Origin of the sequence: Dyadobacter sp. CY351 (assembly GCF_021502625.1) — a bacterium.
GTDB classification, from domain to species: domain Bacteria; phylum Bacteroidota; class Bacteroidia; order Cytophagales; family Spirosomataceae; genus Dyadobacter; species Dyadobacter chenhuakuii.
The window spans coordinates 394,914-415,896 of sequence record NZ_JAKFFU010000007.1 but is presented as its reverse complement, the minus strand read 5'-3'; the positions used below and the strand labels follow the sequence as shown (position 1 = coordinate 415,896).

The 20,983-nt window shown below is 46.9% G+C and carries 17 protein-coding genes; 6 read left to right on the top strand and 11 right to left on the bottom strand.

Annotated elements, in window-relative coordinates; all coding sequences use genetic code 11:
• Window positions 1-85 precede the first annotated feature (85 nt).
• Together L0660_RS16125 and L0660_RS16120 are read right to left on the bottom strand one after the other, a co-directional pair.
• Window positions 86-625: a hypothetical protein gene (locus L0660_RS16125; protein WP_235160346.1), complete on the bottom strand. Its 540-nt coding sequence runs from the start codon at window positions 623-625 to the stop codon at window positions 86-88.
• 70 nt (window positions 626-695) lie between these two features.
• On the bottom strand, window positions 696-1,283 hold the full coding sequence (locus tag L0660_RS16120) for a DsbA family protein (protein ID WP_235160345.1): 588 nt from the start codon (window positions 1,281-1,283) through the stop codon (window positions 696-698).
• Between the two features lie 195 nt (window positions 1,284-1,478).
• On the opposite strand from L0660_RS16120, the gene L0660_RS16115 reads away from it, so the two are divergent.
• Entirely contained in the window at window positions 1,479-2,444 is a 966-nt protein-coding gene (locus L0660_RS16115; RefSeq protein WP_235160344.1) for a TIGR03885 family FMN-dependent LLM class oxidoreductase, read from the top strand.
• A 122-nt stretch (window positions 2,445-2,566) separates the two neighbouring features.
• Complete coding sequence (locus L0660_RS16110) at window positions 2,567-3,046, top strand: response regulator (protein WP_235160343.1); 480 nt, start codon at window positions 2,567-2,569, stop codon at window positions 3,044-3,046.
• On the opposite strand, the gene L0660_RS16105 is transcribed toward L0660_RS16110, so the two are convergent.
• Together L0660_RS16105 and L0660_RS16100 are read right to left on the bottom strand one after the other, a co-directional pair.
• The gene (locus L0660_RS16105) at window positions 3,023-4,099 is read right to left on the bottom strand and encodes a glycosyltransferase family 9 protein (protein WP_235160342.1); all 1,077 of its coding nucleotides are present in this window, start codon (window positions 4,097-4,099) and stop codon (window positions 3,023-3,025) included. The genes L0660_RS16110 and L0660_RS16105 overlap by 24 nt on opposite strands.
• The gene (locus tag L0660_RS16100; RefSeq protein WP_235160341.1) at window positions 4,092-4,676 is read right to left on the bottom strand and encodes an HAD-IIIA family hydrolase; all 585 of its coding nucleotides are present in this window, start codon (window positions 4,674-4,676) and stop codon (window positions 4,092-4,094) included. Before L0660_RS16100 ends, L0660_RS16105 begins: the two co-directional genes overlap by 8 nt.
• 161 nt (window positions 4,677-4,837) lie before the next feature.
• Here L0660_RS16100 and L0660_RS16095 point away from each other — a divergent pair, with 161 nt between their 5' ends.
• The gene (locus L0660_RS16095) at window positions 4,838-5,509 is read left to right on the top strand and encodes a DUF6766 family protein (protein WP_235160340.1); all 672 of its coding nucleotides are present in this window, start codon (window positions 4,838-4,840) and stop codon (window positions 5,507-5,509) included.
• A 31-nt stretch (window positions 5,510-5,540) separates the two neighbouring features.
• Here the strand turns inward: L0660_RS16095 and L0660_RS16090 are convergent, their stop codons facing one another.
• The 3 genes from L0660_RS16090 to L0660_RS16080 all read right to left on the bottom strand — a co-directional run bounded on the left by L0660_RS16090 (window position 5,541) and on the right by L0660_RS16080 (window position 12,082).
• Window positions 5,541-6,791, bottom strand: coding sequence for an alkaline phosphatase family protein (locus tag L0660_RS16090; RefSeq protein WP_235160339.1), 1,251 nt, complete (start codon window positions 6,789-6,791; stop codon window positions 5,541-5,543).
• Window positions 6,792-6,979: 188 nt separating this feature from the next.
• Complete coding sequence (locus L0660_RS16085) at window positions 6,980-8,785, bottom strand: RagB/SusD family nutrient uptake outer membrane protein (RefSeq protein ID WP_235160338.1); 1,806 nt, start codon at window positions 8,783-8,785, stop codon at window positions 6,980-6,982.
• An 18-nt stretch (window positions 8,786-8,803) separates the two neighbouring features.
• Window positions 8,804-12,082 carry a TonB-dependent receptor gene (locus tag L0660_RS16080; protein ID WP_235160337.1) on the bottom strand — a complete coding sequence of 1,093 codons (3,279 nt, stop codon included), beginning with the start codon at window positions 12,080-12,082 and terminating at the stop codon, window positions 8,804-8,806.
• A 212-nt stretch (window positions 12,083-12,294) separates the two neighbouring features.
• Here L0660_RS16080 and L0660_RS16075 point away from each other — a divergent pair, with 212 nt between their 5' ends.
• Complete coding sequence (locus L0660_RS16075) at window positions 12,295-12,930, top strand: TetR family transcriptional regulator (RefSeq protein ID WP_235160336.1); 636 nt, start codon at window positions 12,295-12,297, stop codon at window positions 12,928-12,930.
• A 224-nt stretch (window positions 12,931-13,154) separates the two neighbouring features.
• Here L0660_RS16075 and L0660_RS16070 read toward each other — a convergent pair whose 3' ends face one another.
• The 4 genes from L0660_RS16070 to L0660_RS16055 all read right to left on the bottom strand — a co-directional run bounded on the left by L0660_RS16070 (window position 13,155) and on the right by L0660_RS16055 (window position 16,748).
• Window positions 13,155-13,748, bottom strand: a complete 594-nt coding sequence (locus L0660_RS16070; RefSeq protein WP_235160335.1) for a hypothetical protein — start codon at window positions 13,746-13,748, stop codon at window positions 13,155-13,157.
• A gap of 81 nt (window positions 13,749-13,829) precedes the next feature.
• Window positions 13,830-14,600, bottom strand: a complete 771-nt coding sequence (locus L0660_RS16065; protein WP_235160334.1) for a helix-turn-helix transcriptional regulator — start codon at window positions 14,598-14,600, stop codon at window positions 13,830-13,832.
• Window positions 14,601-14,623: 23 nt separating this feature from the next.
• The gene (locus tag L0660_RS16060; protein WP_235160333.1) at window positions 14,624-15,517 is read right to left on the bottom strand and encodes a haloalkane dehalogenase; all 894 of its coding nucleotides are present in this window, start codon (window positions 15,515-15,517) and stop codon (window positions 14,624-14,626) included.
• A 91-nt stretch (window positions 15,518-15,608) separates the two neighbouring features.
• Window positions 15,609-16,748, bottom strand: coding sequence for a DUF4249 domain-containing protein (locus L0660_RS16055; protein ID WP_235160332.1), 1,140 nt, complete (start codon window positions 16,746-16,748; stop codon window positions 15,609-15,611).
• 305 nt (window positions 16,749-17,053) lie between these two features.
• Between L0660_RS16055 and L0660_RS16050 the strand changes: the two genes are divergently transcribed.
• Window positions 17,054-19,477: an ABC transporter permease gene (locus tag L0660_RS16050; protein ID WP_235160331.1), complete on the top strand. Its 2,424-nt coding sequence runs from the start codon at window positions 17,054-17,056 to the stop codon at window positions 19,475-19,477.
• 179 nt (window positions 19,478-19,656) lie between these two features.
• On the top strand, window positions 19,657-20,955 hold the full coding sequence (locus L0660_RS16045) for a DUF4932 domain-containing protein (protein ID WP_235160330.1): 1,299 nt from the start codon (window positions 19,657-19,659) through the stop codon (window positions 20,953-20,955).
• Window positions 20,956-20,983: the final 28 nt, after the last annotated feature.

The window sequence follows — 20,983 nt, the reverse complement described above, 5'->3', positions numbered from 1 at the left end:
GTTACCCAGGAGTAACGCGCCTTCGGCTCCGCTCAGGCTGACAGGGCTTTATACCGATCCGCACAAGCTGACAGGGCCTCCCCCCCTACTTAAACATCTTAGTCAGATCATTCAGATCAACATCTCCGTCTCCATCCTTATCCAGGCCTAGCTTGGCGCCCATGCTGCCCAAGTTTCCGCCTAAGCCGCCGCTGGATGATGTGGTGGTCCCGCCCATGCCTCCGCCGAATTTTCCGCCGGTGAGTGAGCCTAGAAGTCCGCCTAAGTCGAATCCGCCTGCTCCGCCCTGGCCGCCTCTGTTGGCAATTTTGGCAAGAACAACAGGAATGATTGCGGCGGCAATCGATGCTGCTGTGCTTCCGTTGATGCCGAACTTCTGCATGATATTGCCGGAAAAATTATTTGTCATCTGCTGCACGGCCGGGTTGCTTTCCGCCTGCCCGCTTCGCACGGATTCGAACAGACTATTTACCTGATCCGGCTCCTTTATGTTACTCAAACCATCCACTATGGACGTCTGTGCCTCTTGCATTACGGCTTCGTTGTGCTCGTTGGGCACTTCGTTATTTTCAACAACCGCCTGTTGTCCGTTTTGTTTTATCAGATTCAGCAATTCATCAAACATAGTTTCTCAGTTTAAGATTTGAATTTCTGAACGTTAAACAAACCATGCCAATTCCACGCTGTTGATCTGCTTAGCCATATGAGACTTGCGAGGCACTGTCCGACGCGCCTAACAGTTTGTGCAAAGCCGTTGTCAGTCGCTGGTAGGAACTGTGGCCCGCAAGTTTTAAGCCTTTTCCGGCTAATGTCATGGTAATGGTCGGGAATGAATCGATACGGTTACGATGGATTTTTTCGAGATCGGCGTGAAGCGCCTGGCGGGTGGCCTTTGCGTCGAAATCCTTGCCGAACCTATGCAGGTCCAACAAACCGCGATGCTGCTTATTGACTTCCCGCGCCACTTCCACGAGCACGTCGACGCGTGAAATATCCCGCTTTTCTTCCATAGCAGCTTCCCTCAACTTATTAAGAAAAAGATCCGCAGCCGTGGGCGATTGCAATCCAGCGGCTTTCACGGCCAGACATGCAGAATAAGATGATAACTCTACATCGGAAGACTTGTCATTTTCACGGGCCAGGCAAAATTGAAAACTGATCCGATCTCCATAAGTTTTCACAAGGCGTCGCCAGCTTTCCTGCATTCCCCAGCTGATCTGACAAAGCGGGTAAGTATAATATACGATTTTAATAGGTTGTGAAAACGAATTTGTCACATACATAATGAGAAAACAGTTTTGTCTAAGATTTCGGCAATGGATTATATGTTGCCAGCAGGCACATTGAATCCAATTTTTGCGGGGCCAGTTAAAAAAATCCATGCCAGAAGCTTACTCCCACAGGTTGTGGAACGATTTTTAATTGCAACTTTTTCGCATTGACGAAAATGCAAGACTAAATCAAAAATATTGACCGGCATGAAAGATATACAGATAGGTTACCACGCTTCCCACGAACAATTCAGACCCAGTCAGCTTACCGAATTTGTGCAGCTGGCGCAGGCCGCAGGATTTACAACCGCGCTCAGTTCCGACCATTTTTACCCATGGAGCGAAGCCCAGGGTGAAAGCGGATTTGCATGGAGCTGGCTGGGAGCTGCAATGCAGGCGACCAATCTTAGTTTCGGGATTGTTAACGCGCCCGGGCAGCGTTATCATCCTGCCATTATTGCGCAAGCGGTGGCTACCCTTTGCGAAATGTTTCCGCGCCGGTTTTGGATCGCGACGGGGAGCGGCCAGTTTTTAAATGAACATATCAATGGCGAAAAGTGGCCTTCCAAAATGGAACGCAATCAGCGCCTGAAAGAGTCTGTGGACATTATGCGTGCCTTATGGGCGGGCGAAACCGTTACAAATAACGGCTTGATTAATGTTTACGACGCAAAACTTTATACGTTGCCGGGATACATGCCAGATGTAATCGGCGCCGCAATTACTGAGCAAACGGCTGAATGGGTCGGCGGATGGGCGGATGGCATGATCACAACGTCGCGGCCGCCTGCGGAGCTGGCCCGGATGGTGGAAGCATTTCACCGGGGAGGCGGAGAAGGCAAGCCTGTTTACCTGAAAGTGCAGCTATCTTATGATGTTACCCTGGAAAGAGCATTGTCGGGCGCGCACCAGCAATGGCGTAACAATGTTTTCCCATCCTCGCTCCTGGCCGACATCCGTTCTCCGGCAGGTTTCGATTCTACGGGCTTAATGGTCCGGCCGGAAGATATGCTGCAGGCGGTAAGAGTGTCCGACAGTCTCGACCAGCACACAGAATGGCTTTCGCAGGACATTGCGGCAGGAGTTACGCACCTCTACCTGCATAATGTAAATCTGGAACAAAAGCTTTTTATAGAGAAATTCGGAAAAAATGTCATTCCGCACCTTGTCTGACAGTTTTGTTCCTAATCAAAAAATGCAGCCCGGCGATCCAGGAGTCCGGGCATACTTTTAATGGAATTTTGCATAATACTTCTTGGCAATACATTAAAACAATAACCAGGGGAATCATTAGCATGGACACCGAATTATTTATAGTAGACGATAACCCGGATTTACATTTTTTGCTTTATAATATTTTCAAACAGTTTGATAAATCGTATCGTGTGAAGTTTTTCGAAGATGGCCGGTCCCTTTACCGCCATCTCGATGCTTTATCGCAGCGGCATGATAATCACCTGTTTCCCGGGCTTATTATTCTCGATCTAAATATGCCGGGTATGAGCGGAATGCAGCTTCTTACGCTGCTTAAACAGCCTTCCAAGCCGGAGCATGTTCATCTCAAAGACATTCCCGTGGTTGTAATGAGCAGCGACCACTCGGAAGAAAAAATCATAAATTGTTACAAGCGTGGCGCGGACGCTTATGTCATCAAACCGATTGACCATGAGCTGATGAAATCGACTTTGCATTCGGTATGCAAGTTTTTTCTTAGAACGGTGGATCGAAATAGCCAGTTAAGCATTTCCCACTCAGATGTGACTTCCCGCGAGTAAGGTTTCGAGCGCGGATAGAATCATCTCCGGCGTTGGATAAGGAATATGTTCGGTATATAATTTTTCGGAAACATATTGAATGACGGTGTTACGGCTTCGCAAATGGGTAGGAACCGAAAATGGTAAAATTCTGTGATCCGACTTCCACGGCGTGTGCTGAGGGTTTGTTTCAGCATACAAAACAACCTGAGGCGTTTGCATTGCCGCGGCAATGTGAATGGTTGCTGTATTAACCGAAACGACGCAAGTTGCCTGCCCGATAAGTGTTGCAAATTCCCCTATCGAAAGCATTCCCGCAACCGACATTGCCGGTTCCCCGATTCCCAGGCTGACCTTTTCGGCCAATTCCCGCTCAGCAGCAGATCCGGTTATGAAGATCTGCAAGTCATATTTTTCCGCAATCTGCTTTCCCGCTTCTATCCAGTGTGCTGCCGGGTATTCTCTCTTCGCTTCGGACACGCCGGGGTGCAGGATCATGTATGGTCGCTCCGCAGAATCGGTGACCGCAGAGAGTTTACGAAATAGGGAAGCCCGTTCCGATGGTCCGATTTGGAGTAAAAGACGGTCGTCCGCGGTAAAGGCTCCTAATTCAGCAACCAGGTCAAGATCACGCTTAACCTGATGAGATATTTGCTGGTAGGGCTCCGGATCTGGGAGCCAGTGTGTGAGCAGTTGATAGGGATTTTCGCGCGCATAGGCCAGGCGCACAGGGATATCGGCCATATACACGAGCATCGCGGCTGGCAGCGCGCTTTGGCTGTAAACGGTAAAAATGATAGCTGCATCAAAATTCCTGCTTTTTATTTCATCAATTCCCACAGCCAATGCACCGCTGCTGCTGCCCGCACTCTGCACCCAGGGCAGGTCGGCTACGATCAGGTCATCGATGCAATCCAGATAGGACCCGATGAGCGAGCCTGCTTTTGAGGTGAGCAGGGTTATGCGGCTTCCGAATGTCTCTTTCAATGCGCGAATGGCGGGTGCGGTCATGATGACGTCTCCCATATTATCGGCCCGGATGCAAAGTATGTTTTCAAATGTTTGCTCAGGCATTGGCAATGGAGTTTTCGTTTGTAATAATGTGGTCGGCGGCATCCAGTAAGTAAGGCGTGGTGTAATCGGGCTCCCGGAAAGTGCCTTTCAGCCATTCCGTCTCATTTCCGTTATTGATTAAAATGCTTCGGCAACCAGCACGGTTACCCGCCTCTACATCATTGAGAATGTCCCCGATCATCCAGGATTGCGCCAGGTCAATGTTCAAATCTTCTGCCGCTTGAAATAATAACCCAGGTTGCGGCTTACGGCATGTACAGGTCTCACGGCCCTCCGACGGCGCATGCGGACAATAATAAAACCCGGAAAGTTTAAGACCGTTCTTCTTGAAAATGAAATTAAAATGTTCGATCAGCGCGTCCAATTGACTTCGAGAAAATCTCTGTAAGGCCAGCCCCGATTGATTAGAAATGATAACAAGTTTGAATCCCTCCTCCTGCAATGCACCAAGGCCTTCAAAAACGCCCGGTTCAAATGTTACTCGCGCAGGATCAATATTATAGGGAACATCTTTTACAAGCGTCCCATCTTTGTCCAGGAAAATAGCTTTGGCGGGAGGAATTTCCGAATACAGCATGCATTATATTGGTTATAAGACCGCTTTTGGTAAAAAACAGTGCCACTGTGCCGGCTTTTCCAAAGCGCTGTTCAAAACTTGCAGAAGCACTGGCAAACTTTTTGATATGCCGCTATCTTACGAACGTAATAAGAACATAACCTTTCATATACCAAACACAAATGGGCCAGGCCAATAAGCAGCATTCATTTTTATACAGAAACGGCTTAGGCCTTCTTTTTGTGGCTCTATTTATTATAACGCTCGGTGCGCAGGCTGTAACAGGCTGGTACGAACACAACTCAGAGCTTGAACAGGAACAGGCAGCGGCAATCACCTTCCTCAGCTATCTTCAGACCGGGCATTTTATTTCTGCAACTTTCGAAAATTTTGAAAGTGAGTTTTTGCAAATGGCCCTTTACGTAATACTTACGGTAGGACTTCGCCAGCAAGGTTCCGCGGAATCGAAATCCCTAGATGAGCCGGAAGAAGTGGATCGCGAGCCTAAGCCGGGACCGGATGCGCCCTGGCCGGTGCGGAAAGGCGGATTTGTATTGAAGCTTTATGAAAATTCATTGTCCCTGGTGTTCGGGATCCTCTTTATCATCAGTTGGGGCCTGCACTTGTATGGAAGCTGGGTGGACCATAATGAGCAGCAGGTTTTACTTGGGAAGGCAAAAGATTCGATTGGTGATTATCTGCTGCAAGCCAACTTTTGGTTTGAAACATTCCAAAACTGGCAGAGCGAATTCCTATCCATCGCCAGCATTGTAATATTGACTATTTTCCTGCGCCAGAAAGGCTCCCCGGAATCAAAACCAGTGGATGCACCAAATTCTGAGACCGGGAAGTAAAGTTTAATAGTTTCGGGCGAAACATTCAGTGTTACTGCTCCACAATCCAGCGGTTGACCGCATTGTATTTTCCTTCGACAACCACCTTGTAGAATCCTTTCGGGAATTTGCTGATATCTAATGATGCTTTTCCTTCCGACACGGGGAGTTGTTTCATGAGCATGTAAAGGTCGCTGCCGCCGGTTTCGAATTTGTTGGTTACGGCAAGCCAGATCTTCACCTCGCCATCTTTTTCCTGCGGCAGCCAGCTTACAAGAATGTTGTCCGATTCCTTCTTTACAGCCAGATCGGTGATGGAAATTTTGCCTGTTAAAGGGATGCCGTCCAGCTCGAAGCGCTGCTCTTTCGGGATTTTCAGATCCAGGTGCCGTGCCATGGTCGGCATAATGTCCACGATAGCCGGAATCTGCTTGTTTTGTTCAGATTTGGTAAAATAAGGGTTCAGTTCTTTGGCATTTGTGACAATCCAGGTGCTGCGCTCGGCATCGGACTGGCCGCCGTGGTCCTTGCCGGCCGGCTCTCCCCTTCCGTGATCCGTGGTGATAAATAGCTGCCAGTTTTCACCATGCTTGCTCTCTCTCTCTTTCACCGCTTCCCATAGCTGGCCCATTTGCGCATCCATTCTTTTTACAGCATCAAAAAACTGCGGACTATTGCCATAGCGATGGCCCATATCGTCCGTAAATTCCAGGTAAACCCAGGAAAGATCCGGCGCTTCACTTTTAATGTTGGCAGCTGCTTCGTCCACAACTTTCCCGTCGATCTTGCTGATGTATTGTGCCCCTTTATCGTGTGGAAAATTGATGGTATCGAGCTCAAAACCATCGAAAAAGTAATCCATCTTCATCTTCCCCGTTTCCGGCAAGCCCGTCCCGATCAGCTTCGTGCGGTTGTCAAGCCAGGTGGAAAAAATGGCGGTTTTTTTGGCAGGATAGGCTTCACGGAAAAACCTGAAAACAGTCCAGTAATGGTAATTGGGAGCCTTAATATCGTTATCCCAGACATTATGCTTGTTCACCCACGTGCCGGTCAGCAGGCTGTTGTAACCTACCGCCGAAATCGTCGGCGTTTGTGAATATGTCTTTTTCTCACCCCCCACATAGGCCCGCGTCATCCCTCCCACTTTCGCAATCGCATCCAGATTAGGAGTCGCCACTTTTTTCAACTGCTCATATGAAATACCATCCACGATGACGAAGAGGGATTTGTTCTTAGTCTGGGCAGCGGTCTGGTGGAAGAGGAAGAGGGTTAGGATTATGGTGATGGCTTGTTTTGGGGACATTGGGGTATGGGTTTGTGGTTATGGGTTGTTTGGTTTAATGTGGTTTGTTACTAGCCCTGTCACCCTGAGCGGAGCCGAAGGGGGCGTTACTACTTGGCAGCAACGCCCCTTCGGCTCCGCTCAGGGTGACAGGGTTGGTAACTTGCCAGTTGTCAACGCTTGGGCCGTCAATCTCGGCAGTAAGATAACTACTCCCAGCCAAAATACTGCTTCAAATTCGGGTTAAGCGTTACTTGTGACTTGGGTACGGGTCGGTAATAGTATTTTGGTTCCTGGAATGTGCCTCTTTCCGGGTCGGTAACGATGGTGCCGCTGGTTCCGTTTTTCAGGAAAAAGGATGCATCGCTGCCAACCGGGCCTACACGGTAATAGATCAACTTCTTGCCCAACGAATTGGATTCTTTGTTGGCCTCGGCCGGAATGGCTGAGGATACGGGGATCAGTTTTACATCCACGACACCATCGCCGGTAAGGTCGTAGTTGCCCAGGCTGGGAAAGTATAATCCTTCCGGCTCTTTTTCAATGAGCTTTCCGGCATTCCAGCGCATAAGGTCGTCGTAACGGAAACCTTCCATGGCCAGCTCAACGCGCCTTTCGCGGCGTATTTCGAGCAACGCGCCCAGGGTGCTGCTGGTTGCGGATGGATATTGCGATTTCAATGTGGCATCCGCTGTGGCATTCAATGTCAGCTTAGGCATCCCAGCGCGGGCACGGACCTTATTTACAGAAAGATCCAGATCGGCTTGTGCCAGCTCGTTTAGTTCTGCTTTCGCTTCTGCGTAAGTGAGCAGCACTTCGGCATAACGCAGCAATGGCGTGTCCAGGCTGTTGGCAACTGCCACTTCTTTTTGATTTACAAAACCCTTTAACTGGTGATAACCCGACTGATTCTTGGCAAACTGCTGAATATAAATCCCGGCGCCCTGCGAATAAGTGGTCGCATTCACCAGTTCCCAACCTGGGTAAGCGAATGTCTGGTAGAGGCGCGGATCCCGGTTTTTGAATTCTTCGGTAAAAAGCTTTGCAGCATAACCGGCCTGGCTTGTGAAAGGCGTGCCATCCTTCATGAGATACGTTTGCAGCAAATCACGCGCGGGACTGGCTTCGTAATTCCCGAACATAAATGCACCCCACCAGCCACTATTGATCTTATCCTGTTCATTAAATGTGCCCAGGATCACCTCTTTATTGCTTTCCAGACTTGTATTATTGAATAGCGAAGCGTAATCTTCCATTGGTTTGCCGGTGCTATGGACCGAGTAATCACCGCTATCAATCACTTTTTTCGCAGCGTCCCTGGCAATTTGCAAGAAGCCGTTTGCAGACGCTTGCAGGTTAAGCTCGCTATGATATTTGCGAAAAGTGCCTTCGTATAAAGCATGTCGGGCCTGGTAAGTAAGCACAGTGGCATTGTTGACCGCACCCGACCGGTTGTCGTCACGCACATGCTGCGCGGCGAAAGCATAGTCTTCAAATATTTTACCAATCACAAACTCCCGGTTATCCTGCGGCTTATTAAGCGCTTCGTCATTGGTCGCGAGCACGTGGTCATACCAGGGCACATTGGAGTAACGCTTCACTTTTTCCATGTAAAATCTTGCACGGAAAAATCGTGCGAGGCCTTCGTAATGATTCAGCGCCTCCTCACTGATCGGTGCTTTGCGGAAATTGTCCAGGAAAAAATTAATGTTGCGCAATGCCGTCCAGTCCCAACCTGCATTGACCGTGGCCGATGAAGGGTTTCCTACCATAATGCTCTTGATCTCCGTTGCGCCGGTGGTGGCGGCATTGTCAGTAGAAGCGTCATCGACGTAAATGCCGGTTCCGCCGAAATCGTACAGGCCCAGGATGTAGGTTTCGAGGTCCTGCTCGCTGTTGAAATGATTATCTTTTGAAATTTCCGTTTGGGGAACGCGGTCCAGGAACTCATCATTACAGCCCGAAACAACGGTTAGCAGGCCGGCTGCCAGCAGCAATTGAATATATTTTTTCATTTTAAGATCTTATTTAAATTAAAACTGCAGTTCCAATCCGAATGAGAATTTCCGCTGGAACGGATAAGCATATCCCCAGCCGCTTGAAGTGCTCTTGGAAGGGTCTACTTTATCGACATTATCCGTGATGGATTCCGGGTCAAAGAACTTCTTCACCCCCGAAAGCTCCGCCAGGTTTTCGCCGCTTGCATAAACGCGCAGTCTCGAAACCTTGATTTTTTGCAGCATCGCCGATGGGAATGTATAACCGATCGTAATGTTTTTGAGTCTCACATAAGCGCCGCTCAGCATGTAACGAGTCTGCGGAATCGCAAGCCCCTGCGACTGGTCCACCCGTTCACCCAGGTTTCTGTCTGCAAGCCAGGATTGCAATACGGGGAACTTCGCGTCGGTGTTGGCATCGGCCAGGCCGGCGTTGATATAGGACTGCGAATGTTGTCCGCGCAGGACGTCGCTATCAGCCGCGCCGCGATAAAAATCGAGCAAATGCGCGTATCCGCCGGCATATGGCTGCTGGTAAAAGCCCCAATAGAGATAATTGAGTGGGTAATAATCCATTTTACCAATGCCCTGGAAGAATGCGCGGAAATCAAAACCATTCCATTCTGCGCCCAGATTCAACCCAAAACGAAGCCTCGGCGTAACATTGCCGATCCTTGAAAGGTCTTTGGCATTATCCACTGTCGTCCCTTTTTCTATTTTACCATTGCCATCCAGGTCCTGATATTTAGGCCAGCCCGGCACAACCGACAATGCACCCCAGGGAATGATCTGCGTTTGGTCGAGCTTGCTGATCTCGTCCTGCGTCTGGAAAAGGCCATCGCTTTTCAGTCCCCACATTTCACCAAGCTCCATACCTTTGTAATATTGGGTCAAATTCTTGTTCGGGTTGTCGAAGCCCGTGATCGTTGAACGGCTGTCGCCCAATGTGAACTTGCTGTTGAAGCGCAGGTTTTTTCCGCCTACATTGAAATCTTCATCATAACCCACGGACAGTTCCCAACCTTTTGTTCTCAGGTCTGCCGCATTTTCTCTCGGCTCAGCCGCACCGAGCACGTCCGGAAGATCGCGGCCCTGCGTGAGCATTCCCTTAGTATCCCGGCTGTAATAGTCAAATGAAGCCGTGATTTTGTGTTGAAAAAAGCCAAGATCAGCGCCTATATTGGCGGACGTTACTTTTTCCCAGGTATAATTAGGTGAAACCGGTGCGTCCGAAGTTACCACTTGCGGCACGTTGCCGTCTACAATGTATTGGCCTCTCTTAGTCCCCATCTTGGCGATGTAGCCGTATTCACTCACAAACTGGTTACCCAGCAAACCGTAGGATCCACGGATCTTAAAATGGTTTACAACCTTCGACACTGGCTTCCAAAACTCCTCACCGTCTACTTTCCAGGCCGCCGACGCCGACGGGAAGAAACCAAAACGCTTGTCCTTCGGGAACTTGGAAGAACCGTCGTAACGACCATTGAACTCGACAATGTATTTGTCTTTATAAATGTAGTTCAAACGGTAAAACGCGCCCCGGATCGCCCACTCACGGATTCCCTCACCCACAAGTGCCTCGCCAGTTGCCAGGCCTATGCTTGGTAAGGAAGCAGAAATAACACCCGCTTTCTGCGCCTCGAAATACTCAGCCCGGTTTGACTCCTGGTTGTAACCTGCTATGGCATTCAGACTGTGAAATCCTAAGGCCTTGTTAAAGGTCGCATAAGCATTAAAAACAGTGTAGTTAACATTATCCGCTCTGCGGTAGGCAATATTATTGCCCTCTTCGCGAATGTCCGACGGCCCATATCCGATCCGCACTTTGGACTGGTTTCCCGCGTAATTAATGTTCTCTCTCCGCGTAGTGAAATCAGAATTAAATTTCAGCATATCTTCAAAAAAGGACATTTCCGCATTGAAAGTCGTCTGAAACATATTGTCCTTTTTGAGTGAACGACCGCCTTCCGTCAGCTGCGCCGCTACTCTGCCCACATCCGTATTGGCCCAGGTTCCGTCCGGATTTTTATCCACCGATGTAGGGAACAGGTCATAAAGCCTTTGGATCGAGAGTTGATACGGTTTGGCTCTTTCAGTCAGGGCAATGGAAGTGTTGTTTCCGATGGAAAGCCATTTGTAAGGCTGGAAGTTAACCTTGCCACGCGTGGTGTAACGGTCGAATTTGTCCTCTGCAATTTTCAACGCACCATTCTGAGAATCATACGCGCCTGATAAATAATAAGTTGTCTTACCCGATTTCCCGGCAAGCGAAATGTTGTGGCGCTGCGAAAGCGTAAAATTATCCAGGAAATATTTGGTCCAGTCCGTGTTACCCATGTATTCATAAAGCGAATTATCGACCGGGTTCAGGCGGATCGGATCGGTTCCGGAGGGGTTGTCTGAGCGGTCTTTGGCCCAGGCATACTGGCTCGCCGTGTAATTAACGTTGTCCCAGGGCGTGTTATCCGTCGAAGTTTCAAGCAAACGCATGTATATATACGGATCAATCACTTTGTTGGGAAGCACGGTGGGTTTACCGAATGAAAAGTTGTTAGAGTAGTTGATGCTCATCTTTTCCCCTGTGCCGGTTTTAGTCGTAATAAGGATCACGCCGTAGGCCGCACGCGCTCCGTAAATGGCTGCCGAAGAAGCATCTTTCAAAACCGAAATACTCTTAATGTCCGAAGGCGCAATGAAACTCAGCTCCGCCGCGTCCATCGGCACATTATCAACTAAAATCAGCGGGTTACCACCATTAATGGAAGTAAAACCACGGATGTTGATGTTGGGAGCCTGCCCCGGCTCGCCGCTTACGAAGTCAATGTTAAGGTTGGGAACTGCGCCTTGCAAACCCTGCGCTACATTCTGGATTGGCCTGGCTTCCAGCATTTTGCTGTCTACCACGTCCACCGCTCCCGAAAGGTTTTCCTTTTTCTGGGCACCATAACCCACCACGACCACTTCGTGCAGATTGGCCGCATCCAGTTCGAGGGTAATGTCCAGGGATGTTGCCTTGCCTACCGTTGCTTCCTGCGGTTTGTAACCTATAAATGAGAAAACAAGAACGGCATCAGGCTGTAAACCGCGCAGGACATATTTTCCCTCGCCGTCAGAAACTGTTCCTTGCTGCGTTCCTTTCACCAGTACGTTCACGCCGGGCAGCACGCCGCTGCCGTCAGCCGATTTGATTACTCCCCTCACCTCGCCCTGCGCAAAGGATTGGAGCGCCGAGCCTCCCAATAAAGCCGTCAGCAGCCATAACAGGCAAACCGACCGATGCTTTTTAAACAAGTTAGATAGATTTTGCGCCATACAAATGATTTGGTTAAAATGATGACTACGGCCGGGAACGACCGTTTTATTCTTCGCAAAATTGCTGATTCAGGAGGACATACGTTTTAAGGGAATGTTAACAATTTGTCATTATTTTGATTGAACGTTCATTCAATAAAAATACGCGGGTATAGTATTCTACTCTGATGTTTTTCTTTTGTATTATCGCGGATTCAAATCAAAACTCAGGCATGGGAAGAAAAAGCCTCAAAGGGGCCCGACAGCAGGAAATTATTCTGGCTTTTTATAAATTGGCAAAGATAGAGGGACTCGAAAATACTTCTATCGCCAAGATAGCCAAGGAGATGGATGTGAACCCGAGCCTTATCATTCATTATTTTCAAAATAAAGAAGAGCTGAGCTACGCTCTGATCGACTTCATTCTCGACCGCTACACGCCGATTTTCAATGTGCCGGGAAAATCTGCCAAGAATTCGAAAACCATTCTGCTGAAAGTGATCGATAATCTTTTTTCAAAGAAGTGGGACACATTATTTGACGACGGGCTTTTTTATAGCTGCTATGCCTTATCGTTCCGGGACGAGAAAATTAAAATGAGATACAAATCCCTCCTGGAAAGCCTCAGACATAAACTTTCCGAGCTGATTGAAGCATGCAATGAAGACGGAAGCCTTTCTGTTGACAATCCCTACGAATGCGCCGATCTTATATTTACGATCCTGGATGGCGCCTACTTCTATTTAAGCATGATCAAAGAACCCGCCATCGCCAAAGCAAAACTGGCCAGCTACAAGCAAAAGGCGTTAAATGTGGTGGGTTTGCAAGCTGAAAGTCCGCTTGCGTCCGGAGCTGTTGTGTTGCTGTAATCAGATCATTAGATTTTTACTTTTATTCGAAGCTTTCCTGACGTTGAGTCATTCAGGGATTTATAATTTATATAAACCCGCTGACTGTAATAGTCATTCCTGGCCGCAGGTTGGCTGAGCTTCCCGGCGGGAATTAGTATTTCCGTTTTAGATTCAAACCGGGGATCTGAGGACCAATGAATTGCTGCGCTGTGAGATAGCTCCCCTTAACCATTAATACATCTTCAAAAAGAATAGCCGATACCAATCCTGCCGCCGGGGTTCATGATACTTTGCCGGACGCCACTTTCCTGGTTGTCTAAAGAAAACAGACCGTGGCGCTCAACAAAGGGATTTATAAAGATAGCAATGTGCTTGTAATCGTATTTCAGACCAACGCCCAAACCAAGGCCGATGCCTGTCTGCCGGTCTATGGCAATATCTTTTGGATTAATCTGGGCATCAAGGAGCAAGCCGCCATTAACGAAAATGTATTTCAAAAAAGTCAAATGAGCATAAACCGGAACAGAAATGAGCTTTAAAGACTCAATAATGTCCGGAATGACAACATTTGGCATACCTACATAATCGACCTTAAAGTTGAAGGAGCTGTAATCGATCCCGGTTTCGAGTGTAATAATTTTACTGCTTTTTATAAAATAGCGAATACCGAACGTATTTGAAGCAATAGCCTTATAGCCTCCTCCTCCATCCACATTCCGGTTATAGACCGGCTCAGGTTTGGACCTGGAATAACTTACGAAAATCGCATTTGCATTCTGGCCGAATGATTGGCCTGAGAGGATCGTGAGCACGATAAGTAGAAAATATTTATTCATGACGAGCAAGGTTTCAATGGCTGATGTAACTCTAATATACATGATCCGGTTCAACCTTCCAACGCATTGTTTGAAAGAGAATTAACCGGAGTGTCTTCCGACATTAAAAAATTCTTTCGGTGTCTGCCCGGTGAACTTTTTGAAGTTTCTGATAAAGTGCGATTGGTCAAAGAAACCTGCATCCAGAGCTGAATTAAGAAGCGGCCCATTTGCCGGTGCCTGCCCGATGAGCCCTTTCATACGGACTATATCAGCAAATTGTTTCGGCGTTGTCCCGACGGTCTTTCGAAATCGTTTTTCAAAAACATCTAAACTAACGTGCAGGTTATCAGACAATTCTTTTACACTGAGCATTCCTTTGGCAGCCTTTATTTTTTCAACAGAGTGCGTAATGAGCAGATCGTTTTTTTGACACCGAATCCTTGCAATGAAAAACTTCTGTACAATATTGACTTTGCCTTGAATGGATTCAGCTGCTTCCAGCTGTTCTTGCAAAAACATTAATTCGGAGGGCTTGAAAAAGTGATCTAATGATACATTCAGTTCAAACAATTCGTGAATGGGCAGATGGAAAAAGGCAGCAGCGCCGCCTTCTTTAAACTGGACAAGAATATTAGCACTGTTATGGCCGTATTCGGCAATCCTGAAAGATTTCCTCAGTCCGGATAGCGACAGCACAGGGAGGCAATTGTTGCCATTCTGCCCTTGATAATGGACATGACCCTGCAAGCGGATAGCTGCTACAACAGAAGTATCCGGCAACAAACGGTTCACAAAGGAGCCGTTGCTTTCCACAACCACAAATGCCCTGATAAATGGGCTCAGGCAAGGAGCAGGTTCAAATATTTTCATAGATTAAGATGCAATGTACTGACTTACAAAATCTTCCGCAACCATTTGGAAATGGCGATGCCTATATCAGCAGCGGAATCTTCCTGTAAGTTATGATGCCCTTTTACCGTAATATGGGTTTGATTTGGCCAGTACAAGCACGCCTGCTTTTCCGCTTCCGCTAATGTGCCGGGTGTTGCCTCAATAAATAGTTTGGGGATACTGCTTTTTGCCAGCCAGCTACTGTTTTCATTTACAATGCTTATCATATGCGCTGGTTCACCACCCAGGGGCAATTGCCTGGCCCAGGCAAGCATGGCCCGCCTGTCTTCGCCGGGCTCAGAAAATGGGCGACGGTATTCCGCCATTTCTTTGTCCGACAATGTGCGCAGGATCGTTTTTGGTAAGTTAAACTCTATGAATGAGTTCTTCATCAGCACCATTTCTTCTCCTTCACTGGTCCGCAGTTTTTGAAAAGTTTCGCGTGCTGCACCGGGTACTTCGTCCCAGGAGCGTGGCCTGGTAATGGCTTCCATATACACGAATCCTTTCACGGCACCAGGATGTTTTCTTGCCCAGTCGAAAGCGAGCGCCGAGCCCCAGTCATGCGCCACAAAAATGATATTTTCATGAATGCCGAGCGTGCTGAAAAGCATATCCAGATGCATCATGTTATTAGCAAAATTATAATCCGAGGCATTGCTGAAATGTCCCGAATCTCCCATGCCCGGCAGATCAGGAGCAATGCACCGTCCCAGATCCTGTACATATGGAAGGACATTTCGCCAGATATAGCTTGACGTTGGGTTGCCGTGAAGAAAAATAATGGGATCACCTTTGCCTGAGTCCAGGTAAGCCATTCGCAGCCCATTGATAGTCTTATACTTTTTCCGAAGCTGAAAGGCAACTTCGATTTCCGTGTTTTGAGTTGTTTTCATTTTTTTACTTTCCTTTTTTACACAAAATTCTGTGTATCCCAGGAAAGTAAATTGTATAAAATCATTGATTTGATTTAAAAGTTTGTATCCATTACCAGAAGGCAGGCTTTTGATTAGTGCCTCCTGCGGTGCGGCAATCGGTGCATTCAGGGCTTGCTACCAACACAAAATCCGTGCGCGGGCCCCAGTAAGTAAGCAGCAGCTTTTGTGTGTTGAATGCACAAGGGTCGTCGGGAAATCCTGTGCACCGGACCGGAATGGTGTCAGGTTCCGTACATCTTGGGAATTTACCCAGACTCGGGCTGATGGTCACCCTTTTAGTTTCTTCTGTTGAAGCGCTGAAATATCCGAATACGAGCTTTGAAGGATCGGACACATTCTTGATATTTCCGGTGACTTGCGCGGGCTGCGGGTCAAACAAACCTCCGGTCAACTGTGTTGTTTTCGAAAGCTCAGTCCAATATTCAAAGGCTTGTCGGGACAAACCATATTGCTTTACCAGAATGCTGTATTTCCTGAAAAGCTTGTTGGACGAGACTGGAACTGTGTTTACAGGCAGATCTTTGATAATATCCTCGCTGAGCCGGACTGTACTTCCTAGTAAAATGCTGCCGCTTTTTTTATTCCCCCAGCACTTGGTAATGTTCTCTTTTCGGGATACAATCTGGCTGTCCACAACTTCCAGGGCCGAGGAATAAGTAGATTCGTACTCCCAGGTTTCGTCGAATTTCCAGCGGTAAAACTTCGTTTTGTTCTGCTCGTCGTGCGCATTGACATAAAATATCATGGCATCGCGAACGACATCCATCTTGTAAGTAAGACTGTCAATAGCCGGTGTCACACTTACTGTTACAAAATCCGACACATATTCCTGTCCGTTTTCAGTTTGAATCCGGATCCGGTATTTATCGCCCATATTAACTGCATCAGGAGGCAGTACATACATTCCGCGCACAGTTTCCACAAAATCATAGCTGGTCCCCGTCTCACCTTCCACTTTCACCGAGGCGCCAGTTTCAATGACAGGCTGATCCGTCTGATTGACATTTTGCGTCCTGCGCAGCTCAATGCGGCTGGTGTCGCTGCCGCCCACATTGAAAAAACCGTCAACTACAAGATATTGCTCGTCCAGGCTCACCTCGGGAGGCGAAAACGGCACAATGCAGCTTTCCAAAATGATCAGGAGCACAATTAGGAACTTATATGTTTGCTTGAACCGCAGAGTCATCATCTATCCTGATTGGTTTTATAATGAAGCGACATCACCAAAAGTCACATCATGTTATTAAATACTAAAATGAGGAAAACTATTGAAGCGATGGGTTCCGTTGCCCGCTAATGAAATGCTTTCATTCGTGAGAACATTACTATTTCAGATCAAATGCTCAATACGGACATTCATATCCGGCACTGTCCGAAATCGGACAAATTCTTTGGCAGCAATGGGTTTTACGACATAAAATCGATGATTATCGCGATGGCATAATACTTGACTTTGCAATCAGGAATACTGACCAACCTAACCGACCCACGCGATTGCTACGGAATTATATCAAAATGGCACTGCGGAGCCTGATCCAAAATAAATGGTACTCTGCAATTACGGTTACCGGGTTAGCCACCGCACTGACCATTACACTCTTTATTGGTCTCTACATTAAAAATGAGCTGAATTTTGATCGTTACAATGAAAATTCAGAGCGCATATACCGAGTAAACAGCGACATCAGCTTCTCGTTACAAGGCCTGCAAACGGCTGCCGCTCCTACCCCGCTGGGCGCAACGTTGAAAACAGAATTCCCGGAAGTGGAAGAGGCTGTCCGGTTGGGCAAATATCAGAACTGCCTGGTGAAAAGCACGCGCGATAATGTCCGAGAGCAGGCTATTTTGCTTGCCGATTCTACTATATTTCGTGTTTTTACATTGAAGATGCTATCGGGCAATCCAGCAACAGCCTTAGCAAAACCCAATTCCGTGGTCATCACTGAGCGGATGGCCAGAAAGTATTTTGGCACAACCCATGCCTTAAACAAAGTTTTGACTTTCAATAATAACGAGTCCAGGCAAGTAACGGCTGTCATCGGCGACATTCCGGCAGAATCCCATTTCCAGGCCGACTTCATTCTGCCGCTTTGGGAAACCTGGGACGCAAAAGCAGACAAATGGGGAAACCATATTTTCAACACCTACATTCTGCTCAAACCCGGAACCAGTCCAAAAGCCGTCCAGGCCAAATTTGAAAAAGTATTACAAACCTATCTTGATCCTGCCTTACGACGGTTTTTCAACACTACATTGGCCGAGGCTCGCAAGCAGGGCAACTACTTCCGTTATTCGTTAATCCCACTGACAGACATTCACTTACATTCCAACAGAGCCGGTGAACTGATGCCGAACGGCAGCATAGAGTATGTTTACATTTTCGCTGGCATCGCCCTGTTCATCCTGATGATCGCAGTTGTGAATTTCATCAATTTGACAACGGCGCGCTCCATCAAACGTGCACGGGAGATCGGTGTCCGGAAAGTGCTGGGGTCCAATCGCATTGGTTTGATATATCAGTTTTTGTCTGAGTCCATGCTGATCGCATTTATCTCTATGCTCGTTGCAATTGGAATCTTGGTTAGCATGCTGCCTGTTTTCAATTCCTTAACCGGCGAAAGTCTGTTAGTCTCAGAGTTTACAACGCTGCCGGTTGCTTTCTTTATGTTCCTGGGCACAGTTGCTGTTGGCTTATTGGCCGGGATCTATCCTGCTTTTTACATTTCCTCGTTTCAGCCTGCAACGGCCATTAAAAACGGTTCGGGTTCACATCCGAAAAGGCAAAGCTTGCGGAGTTCGTTAGTCGTATTTCAATTTTCCATGTCTGTAATCCTGATCATCGCGACTTTACTGATTAACCAGCAATTGCAATTTATTCAGAGCAAAAACGTGGGCTATGGTAAACAACAGGTCATTATCCTGAATACTCCCGAAGTGCCCGAAAACCAGCTTCGCACTTTTAAGGAAATCGCTTTGCAGGATGAACAGGTCAAGGCGGCGAGTATCAGCAGTTTCCTGCCCGTAACCTCCAAACGGAACGGCGACTATTGGTATCCCGAGGGTCAAACTGACCAAAAATATTCAGTGCCCATGCAGGAATGGGAAGTTGATGAAGATTACCTGGCGACGTATAAAATGGTGTTGGTTCAAGGCCGTAATTTTATAAAAGGCCAGGCGGCCGATTCATCCCGCGTCGTAATCAACGAAACTGCCGCGAAACAGCTTGGCTACAAGGAACCTATTGGAAAAAGCATTCACAAGCAAGGCGGTGATAGATTAACAATTGTGGGTGTTGTGAAGGATTTTCACTACGAATCGCTGAGAACCCGAATCGAACCGTTGTGCTTCATGCTGGACGCTGATATCGTTTCCGACAAAAGCAATGATGCATTGTCCCTGCGATTGGAAACATCGGATATGGCCGCCTCAATATCCGCATTGGAAAATAAATGGAAGAAAATCGCACCCGGTCAGCCGTTTGAATATTCTTTTCTGAATGAAAGTTTTGATGCAATGTACCGTGCCGAAGAACGGACACAGATGCTTTTTACAACATTTACAACCATTGCGATTTTCATTTCCTGTCTGGGCTTGTTCGGTCTGGCGACATTTATGGCCGAGCAGCGTACCAAAGAAATCGGCGTTCGGAAAGTGCTGGGGGCGTCTGTCAAAAGCATAGTAACATTGCTATCAGGCGACTTTCTGACACCCGTATTGTTTGCGATCCTGATCGCCTCTCCTATTGCCTGGTACATGATGAGCCGCTGGCTGCAAGGCTTTAATTACCGGATTGAAATCGAATGGTGGGTTTTTGTTCTGGCCGGAACATTAGCAGTTAGCATTGCTTTAATTACTGTGAGTTTCCAAAGCGTCAGAGCAGCGCTTATGAATCCTGTGAAGTCATTGAAAAATGAGTAGGATTTTAGCCGCTGGAATTTCACAATTATTTAAATTGTCGGTTAGTTGTTTTGTCATGTTTCGATTTTCTTAAAATGAAGCTAATCCCTGTTTTCATATTTATTTGCTTAACTAAACTCACTGCTCTGGCTCAGCATAATCCAGTACCCGTTTTGCATGCATCTTCTGATAATTTAATCATGTACCTGGATGGTCAACGGGATGATTTCAATGGTATAAATAAACTTGGTCGGCATTTCAGTTACGCTTTTGTTGTGCCACAGGATTCCTCCGTATTCAAGCTGGTATCAAAATCGGATTCCATATCAATGGTGCTGAAACCAAAAAAGAATAGTGTTTTTAAAATTGTAAGAGAAGCCCAGGGAGACACAATTACGTGCACTTTTTCAATACAAAAATTAGTCAAACCCGCGTCCTTCAATGATGCATATAAAATTAAAAATGAGGGTAAAACCTCAATTGAAATTCCGGAAGTATATGAGTTAATAAATATCATCATTGCCCTCACCCGATACGGTGAAACAAATGCCATTTATAAAGACACGGACTATTATAAAAAAGTAATCACTCATTTTACTGCGTATAGGCAGGAAGCAGCCGTACAGGCAGTCGATTCGCTGTTGCAGCTCTCGCCGGAATTCTTTTATCTGCATTTAAAAATGGACAGCTATGCATATATTTTCTCTGGCGATAAAATCATAAACGAAGGTATTTATGATCGCATAGCATCTGGTGAAAAGAACGAATTGGATCCTTACATTCCGGTTTTGGAAACATTTGCCGGCAAATCCGGATTCCGTGCATTTTACAAGAAGCAATTGCCTTACTATACCAGTTTGAAAAAAGATTACACGGATAACATTGATGTATCCGGCATGAAAAACTGGCTTACACGCGAATTTCCAGCCATTAAAAATTCCGCTGTCAAAGTGATCTTTTCTCCTTTGGTCGGATGGAACCAATCTGCCAGTTCTTTAACGGATAATGGTTTTACAGAGGCACAAGCACATGTCAATTTCCCATTTATTAATGAGAAAGATAAAGCACAACCTGCCGGAGTTTTGAAAGGTCAGCGGATGATGATTGCATTTACCGAAATTAATCATGCTTACCTGAATCCCGAAGCGGAAAAGCATGAAAAAGCCATTCATAATTCATTCAAAGATTTGTCCAAATGGATTATTCCAGGCAAACCTTCCGCAGGATATGATAATGCATTGGTTTGTTTCGAAGAGTATATGAATTACGGATTAATCACATTGTTTTATTCAGATATTTTTGATCAGAAAACATTTGCTTCACTAAATGACCGCATTGAAAACAACATGACCGAGTCGCGCGGTTTTCAACAATTTAAAACATTTAATCAGGAATTGCTGCGCTTATATAAAAACAGAAAGCCGGGTCAGACCGTCGCAGATTTGTATCCCGATATAATTAACTGGGCAGCCGGGCATGCCGATGAAAAAGACCGTTGATCAGGCTGATGATTTTTACATGGACTGA